The sequence below is a fragment of the Blautia sp. TF10-30 genome, assembly GCF_003481245.1.
Lineage (GTDB): Bacteria > Bacillota > Clostridia > Lachnospirales > Lachnospiraceae > Fusicatenibacter > Fusicatenibacter saccharivorans.
Genome location: NZ_QUKM01000003.1, coordinates 1 through 16,720, shown reverse-complemented (window position 1 = coordinate 16,720; position 16,720 = coordinate 1). Strand labels below are relative to the sequence as shown.

The 16,720-nt window shown below is 41.5% G+C and carries 15 protein-coding genes and 2 pseudogenes; 14 read left to right on the top strand and 3 right to left on the bottom strand.

The features are described from left to right. Positions 1–160: 160 nt before the first annotated feature. The 5 genes from DXD02_RS04040 (at position 161) to cytX (ending at position 4,012) form a co-directional block, all read left to right on the top strand. A complete protein-coding gene (locus tag DXD02_RS04040; RefSeq protein WP_118666430.1) occupies positions 161–502 on the top strand; it encodes an arsenate reductase family protein in 342 nt (113 codons plus the stop codon). A 25-nt stretch (positions 503–527) separates the two neighbouring features. Further along, positions 528–1,073 (top strand): hypothetical protein, encoded by a 546-nt coding sequence (locus DXD02_RS04035; protein WP_243106543.1) that lies wholly within the window; start codon positions 528–530, stop codon positions 1,071–1,073. Positions 1,074–1,307: 234 nt separating this feature from the next. Beyond that, positions 1,308–2,171: a serine hydrolase domain-containing protein gene (locus DXD02_RS04030; protein ID WP_055228665.1), complete on the top strand. Its 864-nt coding sequence runs from the start codon at positions 1,308–1,310 to the stop codon at positions 2,169–2,171. A gap of 214 nt (positions 2,172–2,385) precedes the next feature. After that, positions 2,386–2,736: an arsenate reductase family protein gene (locus DXD02_RS04025; RefSeq protein WP_022462799.1), complete on the top strand. Its 351-nt coding sequence runs from the start codon at positions 2,386–2,388 to the stop codon at positions 2,734–2,736. Positions 2,737–2,851: 115 nt separating this feature from the next. Beyond that, positions 2,852–4,012, top strand: a complete 1,161-nt coding sequence (gene cytX / locus DXD02_RS04020; protein WP_022462800.1) for a putative hydroxymethylpyrimidine transporter CytX — start codon at positions 2,852–2,854, stop codon at positions 4,010–4,012. 321 nt (positions 4,013–4,333) lie between these two features. Here the strand turns inward: cytX and DXD02_RS04015 are convergent, their stop codons facing one another. Further along, positions 4,334–6,052, bottom strand: a complete 1,719-nt coding sequence (locus tag DXD02_RS04015; RefSeq protein ID WP_117804406.1) for a glycoside hydrolase family 2 protein — start codon at positions 6,050–6,052, stop codon at positions 4,334–4,336. A 146-nt stretch (positions 6,053–6,198) separates the two neighbouring features. Here DXD02_RS04015 and DXD02_RS04010 point away from each other — a divergent pair, with 146 nt between their 5' ends. Then, positions 6,199–7,041 (top strand): helix-turn-helix domain-containing protein, encoded by an 843-nt coding sequence (locus DXD02_RS04010; protein ID WP_055268294.1) that lies wholly within the window; start codon positions 6,199–6,201, stop codon positions 7,039–7,041. 457 nt (positions 7,042–7,498) lie between these two features. Beyond that, positions 7,499–7,642: pseudogene (locus DXD02_RS16210) on the top strand (group II intron reverse transcriptase/maturase); the annotation flags it as partial. A gap of 25 nt (positions 7,643–7,667) precedes the next feature. Here the strand turns inward: DXD02_RS16210 and DXD02_RS15295 are convergent. Then, entirely contained in the window at positions 7,668–7,955 is a 288-nt protein-coding gene (locus tag DXD02_RS15295; protein WP_118700397.1) for a hypothetical protein, read from the bottom strand. A gap of 220 nt (positions 7,956–8,175) precedes the next feature. On the opposite strand from DXD02_RS15295, the gene DXD02_RS04000 reads away from it, so the two are divergent. The 6 genes from DXD02_RS04000 (at position 8,176) to DXD02_RS03975 (ending at position 15,709) form a co-directional block, all read left to right on the top strand. Further along, complete coding sequence (locus DXD02_RS04000) at positions 8,176–8,871, top strand: polyphosphate polymerase domain-containing protein (RefSeq protein ID WP_117510843.1); 696 nt, start codon at positions 8,176–8,178, stop codon at positions 8,869–8,871. An 11-nt stretch (positions 8,872–8,882) separates the two neighbouring features. Beyond that, complete coding sequence (locus DXD02_RS03995; protein ID WP_117804407.1) at positions 8,883–9,560, top strand: DUF4956 domain-containing protein; 678 nt, start codon at positions 8,883–8,885, stop codon at positions 9,558–9,560. A gap of 1 nt (position 9,561) precedes the next feature. After that, positions 9,562–11,043: a CotH kinase family protein gene (locus DXD02_RS03990; protein ID WP_158565834.1), complete on the top strand. Its 1,482-nt coding sequence runs from the start codon at positions 9,562–9,564 to the stop codon at positions 11,041–11,043. A 198-nt stretch (positions 11,044–11,241) separates the two neighbouring features. Next, a complete protein-coding gene (locus DXD02_RS03985) occupies positions 11,242–13,221 on the top strand; it encodes a hypothetical protein (protein WP_243002035.1) in 1,980 nt (659 codons plus the stop codon). After that, positions 13,218–14,309 carry a HEAT repeat domain-containing protein gene (locus DXD02_RS03980; protein WP_117804410.1) on the top strand — a complete coding sequence of 364 codons (1,092 nt, stop codon included), beginning with the start codon at positions 13,218–13,220 and terminating at the stop codon, positions 14,307–14,309. Before DXD02_RS03985 ends, DXD02_RS03980 begins: the two co-directional genes overlap by 4 nt. Beyond that, positions 14,306–15,709: a glycosyltransferase family 2 protein gene (locus DXD02_RS03975; protein WP_117510833.1), complete on the top strand. Its 1,404-nt coding sequence runs from the start codon at positions 14,306–14,308 to the stop codon at positions 15,707–15,709. The genes DXD02_RS03980 and DXD02_RS03975 overlap by 4 nt, the downstream gene beginning before the upstream one ends. 56 nt (positions 15,710–15,765) lie before the next feature. Here DXD02_RS03975 and DXD02_RS03970 read toward each other — a convergent pair. Further along, positions 15,766–16,008 (bottom strand): annotated as a pseudogene (locus DXD02_RS03970) (IS630 family transposase); the annotation flags it as partial. Positions 16,009–16,100: 92 nt separating this feature from the next. On the opposite strand from DXD02_RS03970, the gene DXD02_RS03965 reads away from it, so the two are divergent. Then, positions 16,101–16,364, top strand: a complete 264-nt coding sequence (locus DXD02_RS03965) for an HNH endonuclease (protein WP_242991206.1) — start codon at positions 16,101–16,103, stop codon at positions 16,362–16,364. Positions 16,365–16,720: the final 356 nt, after the last annotated feature.

Genomic DNA, 16,720 nt, shown 5'->3' with positions numbered 1-16,720 from the left:
TCAAGTCGCTTTAAGTGAAGGTGTGATTATCTCGGAAATGTGATAGGGTGAGAAGGTACTGGTTATTGAGGATTAATGACACAGTTGTTATAGTGCTTTATTGCGAAAGGGATAATCCGAAGAATTAAATATAATTTTGGAGCTAGAAGGGAACATTACAATGAACATACAAATATTCGGAACTAAGAAATGCAACGACACAAAGAAAGCTGAGCGTTTTTTCAAAGAGCGCGGCATCAAGTACCAGTTCGTAGACATGAAGGAAAAAGGCATGAGTAAAGGGGAATTTAATTCTGTAGCTCAGGCAAATGGCGGACTGGAAAATATGATTAATTGGGATGGCAAAGACAAAGATTTATTAGCTTTGATTAAATACATTGCCGATGAGGATAAGCTTCAAAAAGTGCTGGAAAATCCATCTGTAATTAAGACGCCGGTGGTCAGAAATGGAAAACTTTCTACGCTCGGTTATCAGCCGGAGATATGGAAGAAGTGGCAATAGAAAAGCTGGGAGGAAACATGAAAGAATGACTTATTATGATCAAGAAAACCAGTTTTTACGCCAGCAGTTACAGAAAGAAATCCCGATCTTGACAGCATTAATCCAGAAGTTGTATCAGGACCTGGACCGGAAGTTTCATTTGAACGGAGCAAAAATACCGGTAACATTTGGATTTGAGACAGATTCTCTGGGATCCTATACAAGGCAGAGTGCTCATGAAAAGGAACATTTTCATTTTTCCCTGCTCTTTGTTGCGTATGGAGTCAACAATCCGTTGTCAAAAGAGGACCGTATCGATTTATTCAAGCATGAATATGCGCATTACATGCAGTACAATATGCGGATACCTGAGAAGTATAAATGGCAGGCTGGAACACATGGAAGTGCGTGGAAATATTGTTGTTCTCTTATAGGTGCAGCACCGACACCTTATTATAAGGCAGGAGAGGCGCTGTTGGATCATAACTATGATAAAGTATTAAAAAGCCGGATTCATGATAAGACAGTGCCGATTCGAGATACGTATCAGCGCCAGCAGAAAGCACAGAAGCAGAAGGATGAAGTTGTTTAATATAAAATTGGAGACAATATCACACATCCGAAATTCGGAGATGGAATCGTAGAAAAGATTAATCTGAGATCTGGTGGAGTTCATCTTCATATTCGGTTTGATGGTGAGGTGAAATGTATTGATCAGAAGTGGTTGATGAGGAGGAAATATACATAGGTTTATAAAAATTTCAGAAAGACAACATGGCAAAGATACTACAAATTATTATAGTAAAAATAAAGGAGGAACCTAGCTATGGACATATCTGATTTTATAGGAGCTGCAAAAACCTTTCACGTTCTTGGAATAAAGGTCACAAAAGATGGCGACCTCATAAATGAATGGTACAGCGAACCCGAATGCCGTAGAAATATCTATTCTGCAACGAAGAGCTTCACATCCTGTGCAGTTGGTTTTGCTGTCCAGGAAGGATTACTGTCTTTAGATGAAAAACTGACGGATGCCTTTCCTGAAGATTTACCCGATGTGATCGATGATAATCTGAAAATGGCAACGGTTCGAGACCTGCTTACGATGTGTTTAGGACAGGAACAGGGCAGCCTTATGGGAGAACAGCGGCCATTATACCAGGAGGATGACTGGGTAAAAATGTCTTTGGCGATTCCGTTTCAATATAAGCCAGGTACACATTTTGTATATAATAATGTTGGTCCCTACCTGGCAGGCATTCTTGTACAGAGACGTTCCGGATGCGATCTGGTCTCTTATCTTACACCAAGGCTTTTTAAACATCTTGGAATCAAGCGGCCGACATGGGAGACAGATCCTCTTGGAAACAGTTTTGGCGCAGGTGGATTGTTCCTTACACTTTCTGAACTTCATAAATTCGGATTGTTTTACCTGAATAAGGGAAAATGGAATGGAAAACAGATTTTATCCGAAAAATGGATAGAAGAAAGTACAGCAGCATCCGATACAGACAATTATGGTTATCTTTTCTGGAGAGGAGAATACAATTCCTACCGGGCGGATGGAAAATATTCTCAGATTTCTATGATCCTTCCGGACAAGAATGCGGTTATTTCGATGGTCGCAGAATGCCGGAACGGGGAAGAACTTATGAGTGCTTTGTATGATTTGGTATGTGCAAAGTTATAGATTATTATTGCATAATTGTGAAAAAGGAAAGACCAAAAGAGCTCAAACAGCTCGTCTATATAAGATAGATGGGCTGGATTCCGAAGCTGATGAAGGTGCTGGAATTGATCTTGGAAGAAGGAAAATAATTGCCGATCCTCCGTTCCTGTGCTGAAATGATTCCGGCAAAAGATACAGGATTATGGATAAATTATATTTGATTGGAGATGGAGAAATGTTATTTATATGTTACCCAAAATGCTCAACCTGCCAGAAAGCGAAAAAATGGTTAGATGCACAGAAAATAGAATATACCGAGCGCAACATCGTGGATGTGAATCCAACCTGCGGTGAGTTAAAGGAATGGTATTCTAAGAGCGGCTTTCCACTTAAAAAGTTCTTTAATACCAGCGGCCTTCTTTATAAAGAAATGAAACTGAAGGACAAACTTCCTGCCATGAGCGAAGAGGAACAGCTGCAGCTTCTTGCCACGAATGGTATGCTGGTGAAACGCCCGCTGCTGATCGATGGTGATACCGTGCTGATCGGCTTTAAGGAAGCAGAATGGTCTGAAAAGCTGGGATGATTGGAGAAAGATTGGGAGTCAGATGAACGGATAGAGTAAATTCATTGCCGCATTTTCCCTTCTGTGCTAAAATGGTTTCCGGTATGAAAATTTAAGCAAAGAGAGGAACATGAAAATGAACGAAAAACGTACCGGCCTGTTCGAGAATGGCCTGATCTGGTTTGGGGCAGGTGTCTCGATTGCCGAAATCCTGACCGGAACCTACCTTGCACCGCTCGGCATGGGAAAAGGTCTGGCAGCGATTCTTATCGGCCATATCATCGGATGCCTGATGCTGTTTCTGGCGGGCGTGATCGGCGGAAGGGTCAGAAAAAGTGCCATGGAAACTGTAAAAATGAGTTTTGGACAGAAGGGAAGCATCCTTTTTGCTGTCCTGAATGTATTGCAGCTCGTTGGCTGGACCGCCATCATGATCTATGACGGAGCGCTCGCCGCAGACGGCGTAATGCATACGGGCAGATGGATCTGGTGCCTTGTGATCGGAGTCCTGATTATTCTCTGGATTGTGATCGGAATCACGAATCTTGGTAAAATCAACACGGTTGCCATGGCAGCATTATTTCTGCTTAGCCTGATCCTGAGCAAGGTCATCTTTGCCGGAGGCGGAGCAGGAGCGCCATCGGATGACAGTATGACATTCGGTGCAGCAGTAGAACTTGCGGTTGCGATGCCGTTATCCTGGCTGCCGCTGATCAGCGATTACACAAGAGAAGCAAAAGAACCGGTCAAAGCAACGGCCATCAGCGCGGTTGTCTATGGAATCGTCAGCTGCTGGATGTATGTGATTGGAATGGGAGCAGCGATCATCACCGGAGAATATGACATCGCGCAGATCATGCTGAAGGCAGGCCTTGGCATTGCGGGCCTTCTGATTATTGTATTTTCAACAGTAACAACGACATTTCTGGATGCCTACTCCGCAGGAATTTCCAGCGAGACCGTCGTAAGCAAATGGAATGGAAAGCATGTGGCCATCGTTGTCACCGTCATTGGAACCATCGCAGCGATTGTATATCCGATGGACAACATCACAGATTTCCTCTATCTGATCGGCTCGGTCTTTGCACCGATGATCGCAATTCAGATTGCCGACTTTTTCCTGCTGAAACGGGACAAGAGCAGCCTGGCCGTACATATTCCGAATCTGATCATCTGGGTGATTGGATTTGTGGTATACCGAATTCTGATGAACATCGACATGCCGCTGGGAAACACTCTGCCGGATATGGTGATTACGATTGTAATCTGTCTGATCGTTGGAAAATTTGTTTCATAAAAAGTGAATAAAAAGATCAGATGACTGTTCTGCCTGCATTTGAGCAGGCGGGGCAGTCATTTTGTGTGCCGAGCATGGCACTAATCTTGCTGGTGCAAGTCCAGTCACGGGTATTTACCGCCAAGTGTAGCGGACAATAAATTGTTTAATCCTCTTAATGTCCGTGTATAGCAGATTTGTTTGTACAGTTTTTCAAATTTGCTCATTTATAGCTATACATTTAAAAGTTTTGCACTTGCTTTTTATCTCACCAAGAAAATTGTAAGAGGGTCAGACCCCAATGTCTCTCACACGCTTTCTTTTATACTCTGCGAGATGCTTTTAATCCTCGATTGCTGCCTTACGGGCATTGATTGCCTTTATCACATCCATATCAAACTTGGGTTTACGTTCATAGGTATACAGACCGTTTAACTCCTGCTCCACATCATACAGCTGGGTATAGCAGAAGGCAAACATATGGGGATTGTCCAAAAGGGCATCGGTCAGTCCCTTATATCGGTTCAGGAATTCCTCCTTGGTAGCAGGACCTGCACCATAGCCCCAGCCATCCTTTTCAACACCTTCCTCGTCCCACTTGATACCGCCATACTCACTGATGAAGGTAGGGATACCCTTTACAGGTGTCTGCCTGTAGCCATGATTATCTTCCAAATCACCTCCCTGTTTAAAGGACTCGTAGGTTGCTGCAAACTTTGCCGGATCCTGCTCATAATTGTGTAAGTCATAGATGTCCGTCACCACATGATAATTTCCGCTGGTATCAATGCAGGGTCTGGTGGTGTCATACAGCTTTGTCATCTTATACACATTGGCCAGTAAGCTGTCATCCTGCCTTCTTCCCTCATAATCCCATGTCTCATTAAACGGACACCAGCCGATGATGGCGGGATGGTTGAAGTCTCTCTCCAAGGCTTCCATCCACTCAGGCAGGAAATATTTTAATGCTGCGGGATTGCTGTAATCCAGTCCCCAACAGCCCTGCTCGCCCCATACCAGATAGCCTGCTTTATCGCAGTGATACAAGAACAGAGGCTCAAATACCTTCTGATGGAGTCTTGCGCCGTTGAAGCCTGCAGCCATGGACAGTTCCACATCCTTGACAAGTGCTTCCTCTGTAGGCGCTGTGTAAATGCCATCCGGATAGAAGCCCTGATCCAGCACCAGTCTTTGGAACACGCTCTTATCGTTGATGAGGAATTTCTCTCCATCCAGTCTTACCTCACGCATACCAAAGTAGCTTTCTACCTTATCTTCTCCATAGGTTAATGTAAGGTCATACAGTCTGCCATGACCCGGCTCCCACTTTTCCAGACGGGACAAAGGAAGTGTCATGGTAACGGTGCCGCCCTCTGACTTTGCGCTTACGCTGCCACAGGGCTCTCCCCCATAAAAGGCCTTTGCTTCCAGTGTGCCCTGCCCCTTTACTACCGCCTTAATTCCCAGAGTTGCCTCTGCCAGGTTTGGATAATATTGCACTTTTTCAATGTAGCTTTCCGGTACCCACTCAAGCCATACCGTCTGCCAGATACCTGTCGTTCTGGTATAATCACAGCCTCTGGAGTTGAAGAAATGACTCTGCTTTCCCTTGGGCTGCTTTCCGCCTCTCACATCATCTGCTGCAAAAAGCGTAATGTCATTTTCTCCTTCCTTTACAAGCTTTGTAATATTAAACGTAAAGGAAACATAACCGCCCTGGTGTCTGCCTGCCTCTACTCCATTGATCCATACTCTTGCATCATAGTCCACTGCGCCGAAGTGTAAGAGAAGATCTCCCTTCAGCTCCTCCCCTGTCAATGTGATGGTACGGTGATACCATACGCCGGGGATAAAGTCCTTATAGCCGATTCCGCTCAGATCACTTTCCGGGCAGAAGGGCACCAGGATCTTCTTCTCCCAATCTGTCTTTCCTTCCTGCCATTTCTGATCTATGCCGCTGCATCCAAAGTCAAAGGAAAAATCCCATTCTCCATTCAGGTTTTTCCAATGCTCCCTCTTCATCTGGGGCTGGGGATGCTCCGGTCTGGGTATTTGTGTCATAATTTTGTCCTCCTGTGATCATTTATTTGGGTTGATTTCATTTTTATTTTATATAGTGAAAGCCATAGTTGACAGGCTTGCTCCTTTTTACTACAATGCTGTTATTACATTATTGCAATTTGCTTTCAAAAAATGGAGGAACCACCATGCCTCAGGAAATTACACGCACACAGACTGAAAAATACACTGTCTACACCGGCCCTACCGCGGAAAGCTTTTCTCCCACCATGGCCGGTATCACTTACCCGGATCCTGCCTATGAGATCCTGGTTTATCGCAGACCCCTGTGTGTGTTTGAATACGTTTTAAGCGGCCGTGGACATATCGAGCGAAACGGCAGTATCCTCACTGTAAATGCCGGAGATGCCTATATCCTTACTGCCGGCACCTACCACCACTACTATTCAGACAAAGTTGATCCCTGGACCAAGATCTGGTTCAATGTCAGCGGCAGTCTGGTACAGCATCTTCTCTCCGATTACGGCTTAGACGGTGTCACCCTGATCCCCCGCTTCCATAACGAAACACCTCTGACCCGGATCCTTGATGCCTTTACCGCCGACCCTGTACACTCTGCTGACAAGCTGGCTGTACTGCTCCATCAATATATTCAGGAGCTGGCGGATTTTCTGGCAAACAAAGTTCCCATCAATCCTACTGCACTGGCGATCCGCAATTATATCGATATGCACTTAACAGAAAGTCTGTCCTTGGATCATCTGGCAGATACCGTTTCCCTGTCCCGCTCCAGGCTCATCCACCTGTTCCAGGAGGTATATCATGTTGCTCCCTACCAGTATTACCTGTCCCAGAAGTGCAAGCTGGCCCAGTCCATGCTAAGCCGCACCACTCTTCCTGTTTCTGCCATCTCCACACAGCTTGGGTTCTTAGACCCTCACCACTTTTCTTCCTTTTTCAAGAAACAGTGCGGTCTGTCCCCGGCTTCTTACAGAAAACTCCACACAGCGCCTGGGAATTTTCCCACCTAAGTATTATTCTTTCTAAAAATGGAACCAAGGCAACGAAACTACTTTTTTAAGTACTTTCATTGCCTTGGATTATAGTGTATTTTCTTTCTGTTTACGATACAAAATACAGCTAAAAAGGTATGAATTATTGCTACTACATATTTACTCCTAAGGGAGTCAATTATTTCTTACAGTACTTTCTCCTCATTTTTTTCGGGGACAGGCACCGGAAGCTGTAGCCAATCTCGTGTGGTCTATATTTTTTTGGTGGTCACAGATCAACGATATACAGAAAATGTTAGCTTTGCAGAATAAGCTGCAGTCCAATCGGATTGATATGAAAGGGGTCATACAGGAATATCAGGAGACTCAGAGAACTGCTGAAGTGAGTGAGAAGAAACAAGCCTTTCTTCAGGATTTTAAAGAAATGATTACGGAGGCAATAAGGGCGTTAAAATCGGACACAGAATGGGCAGAGCTGGACTTATCAAAATACTTTGACACACTCAATCATGAAATTCTCATGAACTTACTTCGCAGGAATGAAAAGGATGAACGAGTGGTGCAGCTGATTAAGCGTTATCTGAAAAGCGGTGTAATGGAGAATGGAGTAGTCATGGAAGAAGTTTAAGTCAAAGCTGAAAGGATTATCTTCCCGTAAATCCGTACAGGCAATTAAACCAAGCTTTGTCGTAGCCGATGTATTCAAAATGAACATTCCAGTAGCGTGCCATAAGACGTAAGGTATCATATCCATAGCCGCTTCGTTTTCCGGTTTCATCCTGCATATGGTATCCGTCCATCTCAAAGAATCCCACGCGTATGGTTTCACGCTGTGAAATGGCTTCGGTGGCATAGGGCGATTGTGGATACAGTACGATCACACAGATAAATGTTAATAGTATTTCAAGATATTTTTGGTAGTTTGATATCATACAACATCCCCATTTCATAAGGAATCCCCATTTCCATTATGATTTTTATATATTTGTTTATAAAATATCATATCTTTTGGTATATATTGTCAATAAATGTTGATTTTATTGAGAGTTCATTGTATACTACAAAGTTTTATTCCATATATGGACAAAAAAAATTATGGATGTATACTATTGTAGTATTTACTAAAAAGCAAAAGCAGGAGGAAATAATACTGTGCGCGATGTACTGCGGGAAGAAAAGAAATTTCTACTTAATCAGGCAGAAGCATTAAAACTTCGGAATTATTTGTCAAATGTGGTTCATACTGACTCACATAACGGACCGGATGGTTATCAGGTACGTTCTTTGTACTTTGATTCTTTGTCAAATCGGGATTTTCAGGAAAAGGAAGATGGTCTGGAGTTAAGAAGGAAGTTTCGTTTGCGGGTATATAGTCCTGATGCGGATTTTGCACTGTTTGAAATGAAGCAGAAGCAGGGACCTTATCAGCGGAAGCGATCATTAAGATTATCCAGAAGGGAAGCGCAGGCTCTCATTGAGGGTGATTATTCTGTACTTTTAAACAGTGGCAGTGAGTTTGGACAGGAATGTTATTCAATTATGGAAATGTGGGCATACCGTCCTAAAACAGTTGTAGAATATGACAGATTTGCATTTATCGCGCCGGAAAATTCTATTCGAATAACTTTTGATTCTGGAATACGGGCTAATGAAGTAAATTTCAATATATTTGATAGAAATCTGGTGTTAAACAGTGTAATGTCTCCTTTTGCTGTAGTGTTGGAAGTAAAATATAACGGTTTTTTGTTAAGCTATATCAAGCATATGCTTCTGCCCGTTCAGAAAAGCGAGCTTTCTGTGAGCAAATACTGTATGGCAAGACAAATTGGCTGTGACTACAGATTTTAGGAGGAAAGGAAATGAAAGAGACGATTTATAACCTGCTTGCCCAGCAGGGGGATATGACCTGGCAGCAAATTACAATGCATATTCTGGTAAGTGCTGTCATTGGTCTGTTTATTTTTATTTCATATGTGATCTCACATAAGGGAACGATTTACAGCAAAAAATTTGGAGTAACACTAATCGTTCTGACTGTTATGACAGGAACAGTTATGACTGTCATAGGAAACAATATTGCATTGTCGCTTGGTATGGTCGGTGCATTATCTATCGTGCGTTTTCGAACTGCAATAAAAGATTCCAGAGATACTGTATATATTTTCTGGACGATCATTGTGGGAATATGTTGTGGAGTTGGAGATTATCTGGTTGCTGCAGTAGGCAGTTCTGCTATTTTTCTTATCTTTCTTATCATGGGAGCAATCCGCAGTGATAACCGTATGCTTTTGATCATCCGTGCAAAAAGAAGCCGCTGTGAAAATATAGAATCCCAGATCTTTCGTTATTTTGGGACTGGTGCCGTTCTTCGGGTAAAAAATACGACAGAGGAGAATGCTGAGTACATTTATGAATTATCCAGAAAAATACTGGAAAAAGTTCAGAAACAGCATCCGGCTTTAACAGATGATTTCTATAACCTTGGACAAATTGAAAGTGTTAATATTGTAGCTCAAAGCGATGAGATTTATAACTGATATGAAATATAAAATAATAGGATTTACATGCTGCTTTGCGGTTATTCTGATTGCCGTTTTTGCGCCATTGTTTTATAAGGACTACCGAAAAACAGAGAGAATTCATCAGCATGAACAGGAAATTCCCCAAGAACCATGTACGGATCCTGCGGATGGCGGTCTGTGTACATATCTTCCGATTGTCAAAATTGATACAGATGGGGTGGTAATCCCGGGAAGACCCATTAAGGATGATGGAAACAACCGCATTTATACACGTGCTGCTGATGGGGAAACTACAATTGCTGCTCAGATGGATATAATCGGAAATGACAGCAAAGAGTACCATCATGCAAATGAAACGGCAGATGTATCTTCTGCAATCCGCATACGAATGAGAGGTAATTCCTCAAGAGAGTTTGATAAGCCAAGCTATGCCATCAGACTTGTAGATAAAAAAGGGGAAAACAATCCGCTTTCCATTATGGGAATGGATGCGCACCATGAATGGGTATTATACGGTCCCTGGCTCGATAAAACAGCCATACGAAATTATATGTTTTACAATCTTGCCGGAGAAATGATGTCTTATGCGCCAAATGTAAGATTCTGCGAAGTAATTCTTAATGGTGAATATGAAGGTCTATATGTAATGACTGAAATGATAACCGGCGGAAAAGATGGCGCCAGGCTGGGACTTCGTGTAAATGCCAAGCGCAGCACATTTTCCGGATACCTGCTTCGCCTGGATCATCAGCATGCGGGCGAAGAAGCTTTAAACAGCTTTACAACGTATACCTACAAAACCCCCTTCATGCTGCAGATAGAATATCCCGGAAGCAGGAACAGGGATGCCAGACTGACAGAAGAAATCCGGCAGGATTTTTCAAATTTTGAAAAAACTCTGTACTCATATGATTATGACAGGGAAAAACATGGCTACACTTCTATGATAGATGTAGACAGCTTTGTAGATTACTTTATTATCAATGAGCTTTCCAGTAATGCAGATGCCGGAAACTATTCCACTTATATTTATAAGGGAACAGATAATCTGTATCATATGTGTGTATGGGATTTTAATAATGCCTGTAATAACTATTTCGAGGAGGAACTTCCTTATACTGGATTTTTCCTGAACAACCGATTATGGTTTGAAATGCTTATCAAAGATGAGGATTTTACTGAACGGATCATCCAGCGATATCATTCCTTGCGAAAAGGTCTGTTAAGTGAGGAATCACTTTATCGTTATATTGATGAAACCCTTGATTTTATCGCACCAGCTCTTGCAAGAAACGATGCACGATGGGGAAGTGTAGAACAGCAGGCAAAGGGACTTCTGGTTCCGGTATCAAGAAATCTGGACAGCAGATCTGCCGCTGAAGGACAGCTAAAAGGTTACTTGCGAAACAGAGGAAAATGGTTGGATGAAAACATTGAGACTCTGCGTCAGTATTCAGCATCCTCCCGTGTAAAGCAGTATAATGAGGTTAATGATTAAAATATGAAACGATTTATTATCAGCATATCTGCCATCATTCTGCTTCTATTTATTGGATTTATAGCTGTGTTTTATGGCGGATTTTATATGGACTCAGACCGGGACAATCATATAAACACATTTGTCCGGACTGAGAATAAAGAGATACTTATAAAGGACAAAGATAAGTGGAAACCATTTGAAGTCAGGGGAATTGATATGGGAAGCGGTATTCCTGGTGAATGGTCTACAGATTATGCGATCACCAAAGAAACCTATCTGCACTGGTTTCAGCTGATCCAGGAAGCAGGAGCAAATACGCTGAGAGTCTATTCTGTCCAGAATCCGTCTTTTTATAAAGCGTTCTATGAATACAATTCCCAACATGAGGAGCCGTTATATTTACTTCAGGGAATCTGGGTAAATGATTATATACAGAACTCCCGAGTGGATGCATATGCCGACTCCTTTGCAGGAAAGCTTCTGGATAATTGCCTGGTCACTGTAGATGTGATCCATGGAAAACGACTTATCATCAATAATGATGCAGATACAAGTACAGGACTTTATTTACACGATGTCTCGAAATGGGTGCTGGGATATATTATCGGAAATGGATGGGAAGATACAACAGTTGCATATACAGATGAGAAATATCCGGATATGGAACCTTATAAAGGAACCTATCTTATTGCTTCAAAAGATGCCTCTGCCTTTGAATCCCTGCTTGCCAAAACAGGTGACAGGATGCTGCACTATGAATCAACAAGATATGATGAGCAGCGTCTGATCTCCTTTTCCAGTGGAAATGCAACAGATCCCTTTGATTATCCTAAAGAGATTGCAGAATATTTCAGAAAATGTGCCCGGATCGACACAGAACATATAACTGCAACTGATAAATTTATATCAGGTCAGTTTGCCAGCTACAGTGCATCTCCATATGATCAGGATTACTTTTCCTGTATGGAATACACAACATGGAACAGCTTGTCTGATAAAAAGATTGACTTTAGTGACTGTATCACTCCTGACGGAAAACGGAATACTTATCGGGCATATTTAAGACTTTTAAACGAACATCATACAATGCCGGTTTTGGCTGTTGAATTTGGTGCAGCCACAGGACGAGGTGAGATTCATGAGAATCAGGTGACCAGCAGAGGACTTGGATACTATTCTGAAAAAGAACAGGGAAAGATTCTGGTAGATTGTTATGAAGACATTATGGCTGCCGGACTTTCCGGAGGCTGTGTCTATTCCTGGCAGGATGAATGGTTCAAGCATACCTGGAATACCATGTATGCTGTAGATTTAAGCCGTAATATTTACTGGGAAGATGCTCAGACAAATGACCAGCATTTTGGCCTGCTGGCATTTGACTGTGGGGAAAAAGAAAGTGTTTGTTACGTGGACGGTGATACTTCCGAATGGACGGATAAAGATAGGGTGATCCAATATGAAGACGGCTCTTTCATCAGTGTGAAGTATGATGCCTCCGGTGTTTATTTATATCTCCATAAAAAGGACTTTGATCTGGAAAATGACACGCTGTATGTTCCGGTTGATACGACCAAAAAAACAGGCAGTACCCGTATGGAAAATTGTACAGCAGAATTTGAAAGACCTGCAGATTTTGTACTGGTCTTAAATGGAAAAGATAATACTCGTCTGTTGGTTCAGGATCGGTATAATCCCATTCATGCCAATTATGAGGAAGATATTACAGGAAAAGATCCTTATATTGATCCACCAGCCAGGGACAGCGCTGTATTCGAAAATATCAGCATGGTATTACGGGATGTTATTGGTCAGTATCAGGATGCTGCCACACCGTTAAAAACCTTTGAAAGTGGAAAGCTGTATTATGGTAATGGAAATCCATCTGCATCTGCTTATGATTCCAGGGCAGATTTTATCTGTAATGGAGATGATGTGGAAATTAGAATCCCATGGCAGCTGCTGAATTTTTCTGATCCGTCCCGAATGCAGATCCATGATGATTATTATGACGGAAATTATGGCATTGAATCAGTGGGGATCAAAGAGATGTTTATAGGTTTTGGCGGAGAAGGAAATACAATCGAGATGGGAGGCCTTAAACTGAAAGGATGGGAGAATACAGTATCCTACCATGAAAGATTAAAAGAAGCATACCAGGTTCTGAAGACATACTGGACAGGAAAGGAATACGAATGATAGCGCAGCTTGTGATTGTTTTTTATTTTATTGTCTGTGTGGGGATTATCATTTTTAACTGCTTTACAGAGATAATTTCAAGATATCGTTCCTGTGTTCTGAAAAGGAGGGAACAACGATATTGCGAAGAATACAGACAGTTGTTTTCAGAAAATATAACGGAAAATAAAAAGCAGGAAAAAAGGCTGGTTAAAGAGCTTCATTCAGCCAGCAGACTTCTGACGTTCAGTGAAGCATTATCTAAAGTTGAAAACAGTATGCCGGAACAATTCCAGCAGGGAATAGCATCTGTAAGTCGGCTGATGGAAGAACTGATACCGGTTTATAAAAGAAAACCGGATATGGAAAAGGCCTGCCTGGCTTATGTATTTGCCATATTTCATATGACGAAATTCCAGGCTAAGGAAATTGTTTTCCCATTTCTTTTTGACCTGCTTGGAAATAAAAGTCTCTATTGCAGGGAGAATGCTTTGCGGGCATTATACAGTTCAGAAGATATACAAGCGGTTATGCAGGCATTGACATTTCTGGATGCAAATGAGCAGCTGCTTCCGCATAAAAAAATACTTGCAGATGGACTTCTTTCCTTCGATAAAAAAGAAGAACTGATACCACTCCTTTGGAAAAAATTGAGTGAATTTCATCCAAGGATGCAGGTAAGCTTGTTGGATTATATTCGATATGCATCGTCAAACTGGAAGGATGAAATGCTGTCTATGCTGGAAACAAGCCAGGATATGGAAATTCAAATCGCATGTGTCCGCTATTTTGGCAGATATCAGGATGAAAGAAGTGTTTCTTTTCTGCTTCATCACGCTGAAGAAGAAAAGGAAGGGTTCTGGGAATTGCAGAATGCCTGTATTTCTGCTCTTGCTGTGTATCCCGGACCGCAGACACTGGAAATCTTGAAAAAAGAGACTTCCAGTAAAAACTGGTATGTCCGTTATAATGCTGCAAAAAGCCTTGCAGTTCTGAATACAGACAGGGATGCATTAGCTGATATTTTACAGGGAAATGACCGCTACGCAAAAGAAATGTTAGAGTACCAGCTGGATGAAGTAAAAGTACAAAGGGGGGCGGGTTTATGACCGATGCATTTCGTTTTTTTCTGGAATGTGTCAATCTGTTTTTTATTATATACCTGATTGGATATTCCAGCTTTTTGTTTTTGTCGGTTGTAGCAGGCGCAATTGAGCTGTACAGATCATACCGCCTTGAACAGATGCACAATAAACTGTGGCAAAGCTATTACATACCGGTTTCCATTCTTGTTCCGGCTTATAACGAAGAGGTTACGGTGAAGGATACAGTCACTTCACTTCTCAACCTGGATTATAAACTATATGAAATTATAGTAATAGATGATGGTTCTAAAGACAAAACATCTCAGGTTCTGATTGATGCATTTCATATGGAGCGAGTGGAACGCCCGATCCGTCATCTGATCCAATGTCAGCCTGAGGAAGAAATTTATGAATGCCCGAACCAGAAAGTGCCCATTACTTTGATCCGCAAGAAGAATGGCGGAAAAGCAGACAGTTTAAATGCCGGAATCAATGCAGCCAGGTATCCCTGGTTTATCTGTATGGATGCGGACTCTATTTTACAGCATGATTCGCTGGAGAAAATCGTTCGCCCGGTTCTGGAGGACGAAAATGTAATAGCCGTTGGTGGAAGTGTCCGCCCAGCCAATGGTGTTGTCATAAAAAAAGGTCATGTGATAAAATACAGGCTGCCCAGAAATATAATAGCAAGAATGCAATCCCTGGAATATGCCCGTTCTTTTCTGGCAGCACGTATCCTGCTGGATAAAATCAATGCAAACATGATCATATCCGGAGCTTTTGGATTATTTGAGAAAAAAACAGTGATTGCCGTAGGCGGATATGACAACAGTACAATGGGCGAGGATATGGAACTGGTAGTCAGACTTCATGAATTCAGCCGCATGAATCGTAAGCCATATAAGATTGATTTTGCACAGGATGCCATCTGCTGGTCGCAGACTCCGGAAAAATTAAGTGAATTAGGCAAGCAGCGGAAAAGATGGCAGAGAGGATTGTTCCAGTGTATGTGGGGACACCGTAAAATGCTGGCAAACCCACGGTACGGAGCTGTAGGACTTTTATCCTATCTTTATTTTCTGCTTTACGAATTATTGTCACCATTTATTGAACTTTTGGGTGTACTTACAATGGTTTTATCTGTGATGATGGATATGCTGAACGTGAAATTTATGCTGGTATTTCTTGCATACTATGCCCTGTATGGTATTTTACTCACATTAACTGCATATTTTTCAAGAATCTATACCATTGACCAGAGGTTTTCTTTTCGAGAGCTGATCCTTGCTATTACTGCTTGTTTTTTTGAAACAACTTTTCTCCGCTTTTATCTGGAGTTTGTCCGTGTGACTGCATTTGTGGGATACAAGAAGAACAAACTGAACTGGGATAAACTGGAAAGAAAGAAAATGAACAGAATATAGTTTTATTACTATGTCAATTTATCTAGTAGATCAAATAATAAATAACTGGCTACATTTTACGAAACGTCTTCTGGTGAAATTTCATCGGGCTTATAAGTCCAATGATAGACTACTGGATCTGCATTTACTTCATCGAAATATTTATAAATTCTGTCTTCAAGTTCCTGCTTTGTATTAACTCGAATTCCCTTCAGCATCTGCTTTGTCATCTTGCTGAAAAAGCTTTCAATCAAATTTAGCCAGGAACTATGGGTTTGTGTAAATACAAACATGTAGCGTCCTTCTGGTTTTGTTGCAAGGTAGTTCTGAACCTCTTCTTGCAAAATATAACCATGTATGTGCTGCATGTGGAAGAACCCCGAAAGATACAGGGTTTCAGCAGGATCATAAAGTGCCGAGACTTAGAGGGGGAAGTGATGAAATTTCAAATTGGCAACCATTGTGTGATGAATGCAATAACTTTAAAAGTACTGCTTGCAGAGATTGCCAGTTAGATTGTGAAACTTGTTGTTGGGCATATCCTGAAAAATTTAAACCTTTTCATATTCCTGGAGAGTTAGTTAAATGTTTGCGCGAACATGCTCAAAAGCTTGGCAGGAATCCCGATGAATTACTCACTGAAATTATTACAAATTATATTGAAAACCAAAATTAGAAAAACACACAGACTCATGGTTAGTGTAATAAGGGTCTGTGTGTTTTTCTGTTATAGAGGAAGAGAGTAATTATTGTTATGAGGATCAGTGCGGTATTTATATTCCTGTAATTTTTCATCTTTGTTAATCAGCATAGAATAGATAGTCTCTAAGAGGAATGGCAGATAAAGATGTTGTATGTTATAATCTTATAAAATGATGAAAAGTGTAGGAATGGCAGAAGAAAAATTAAATGTGTTATATACCATTGACGATAAAGAATTTCCATCAATGGATTATATAAATGTACTTGAAAAAATGGAGAGAGTATGAAACTTTTTCTGTAAAATAATGTTTGGAAGGTTCTTCTATGATA

Coding starts and splice junctions, on each gene's coding strand:
- DXD02_RS04040 (WP_118666430.1), top strand. CDS start 161: ATGAACATACAAATATTCGGAACTAAGAAATGCAACGACACAAAGAAA.
- DXD02_RS04035 (WP_243106543.1), top strand. CDS start 528: ATGACTTATTATGATCAAGAAAACCAGTTTTTACGCCAGCAGTTACAG.
- DXD02_RS04030 (WP_055228665.1), top strand. CDS start 1,308: ATGGACATATCTGATTTTATAGGAGCTGCAAAAACCTTTCACGTTCTT.
- DXD02_RS04025 (WP_022462799.1), top strand. CDS start 2,386: ATGTTATTTATATGTTACCCAAAATGCTCAACCTGCCAGAAAGCGAAA.
- cytX (WP_022462800.1), top strand. CDS start 2,852: ATGAACGAAAAACGTACCGGCCTGTTCGAGAATGGCCTGATCTGGTTT.
- DXD02_RS04015 (WP_117804406.1), bottom strand. CDS start 6,052: ATGACACAAATACCCAGACCGGAGCATCCCCAGCCCCAGATGAAGAGG.
- DXD02_RS04010 (WP_055268294.1), top strand. CDS start 6,199: ATGCCTCAGGAAATTACACGCACACAGACTGAAAAATACACTGTCTAC.
- DXD02_RS15295 (WP_118700397.1), bottom strand. CDS start 7,955: ATGATATCAAACTACCAAAAATATCTTGAAATACTATTAACATTTATC.
- DXD02_RS03995 (WP_117804407.1), top strand. CDS start 8,883: ATGAAAGAGACGATTTATAACCTGCTTGCCCAGCAGGGGGATATGACC.
- DXD02_RS03990 (WP_158565834.1), top strand. CDS start 9,562: ATGAAATATAAAATAATAGGATTTACATGCTGCTTTGCGGTTATTCTG.
- DXD02_RS03985 (WP_243002035.1), top strand. CDS start 11,242: ATGGGAAGCGGTATTCCTGGTGAATGGTCTACAGATTATGCGATCACC.
- DXD02_RS03980 (WP_117804410.1), top strand. CDS start 13,218: ATGATAGCGCAGCTTGTGATTGTTTTTTATTTTATTGTCTGTGTGGGG.
- DXD02_RS03975 (WP_117510833.1), top strand. CDS start 14,306: ATGACCGATGCATTTCGTTTTTTTCTGGAATGTGTCAATCTGTTTTTT.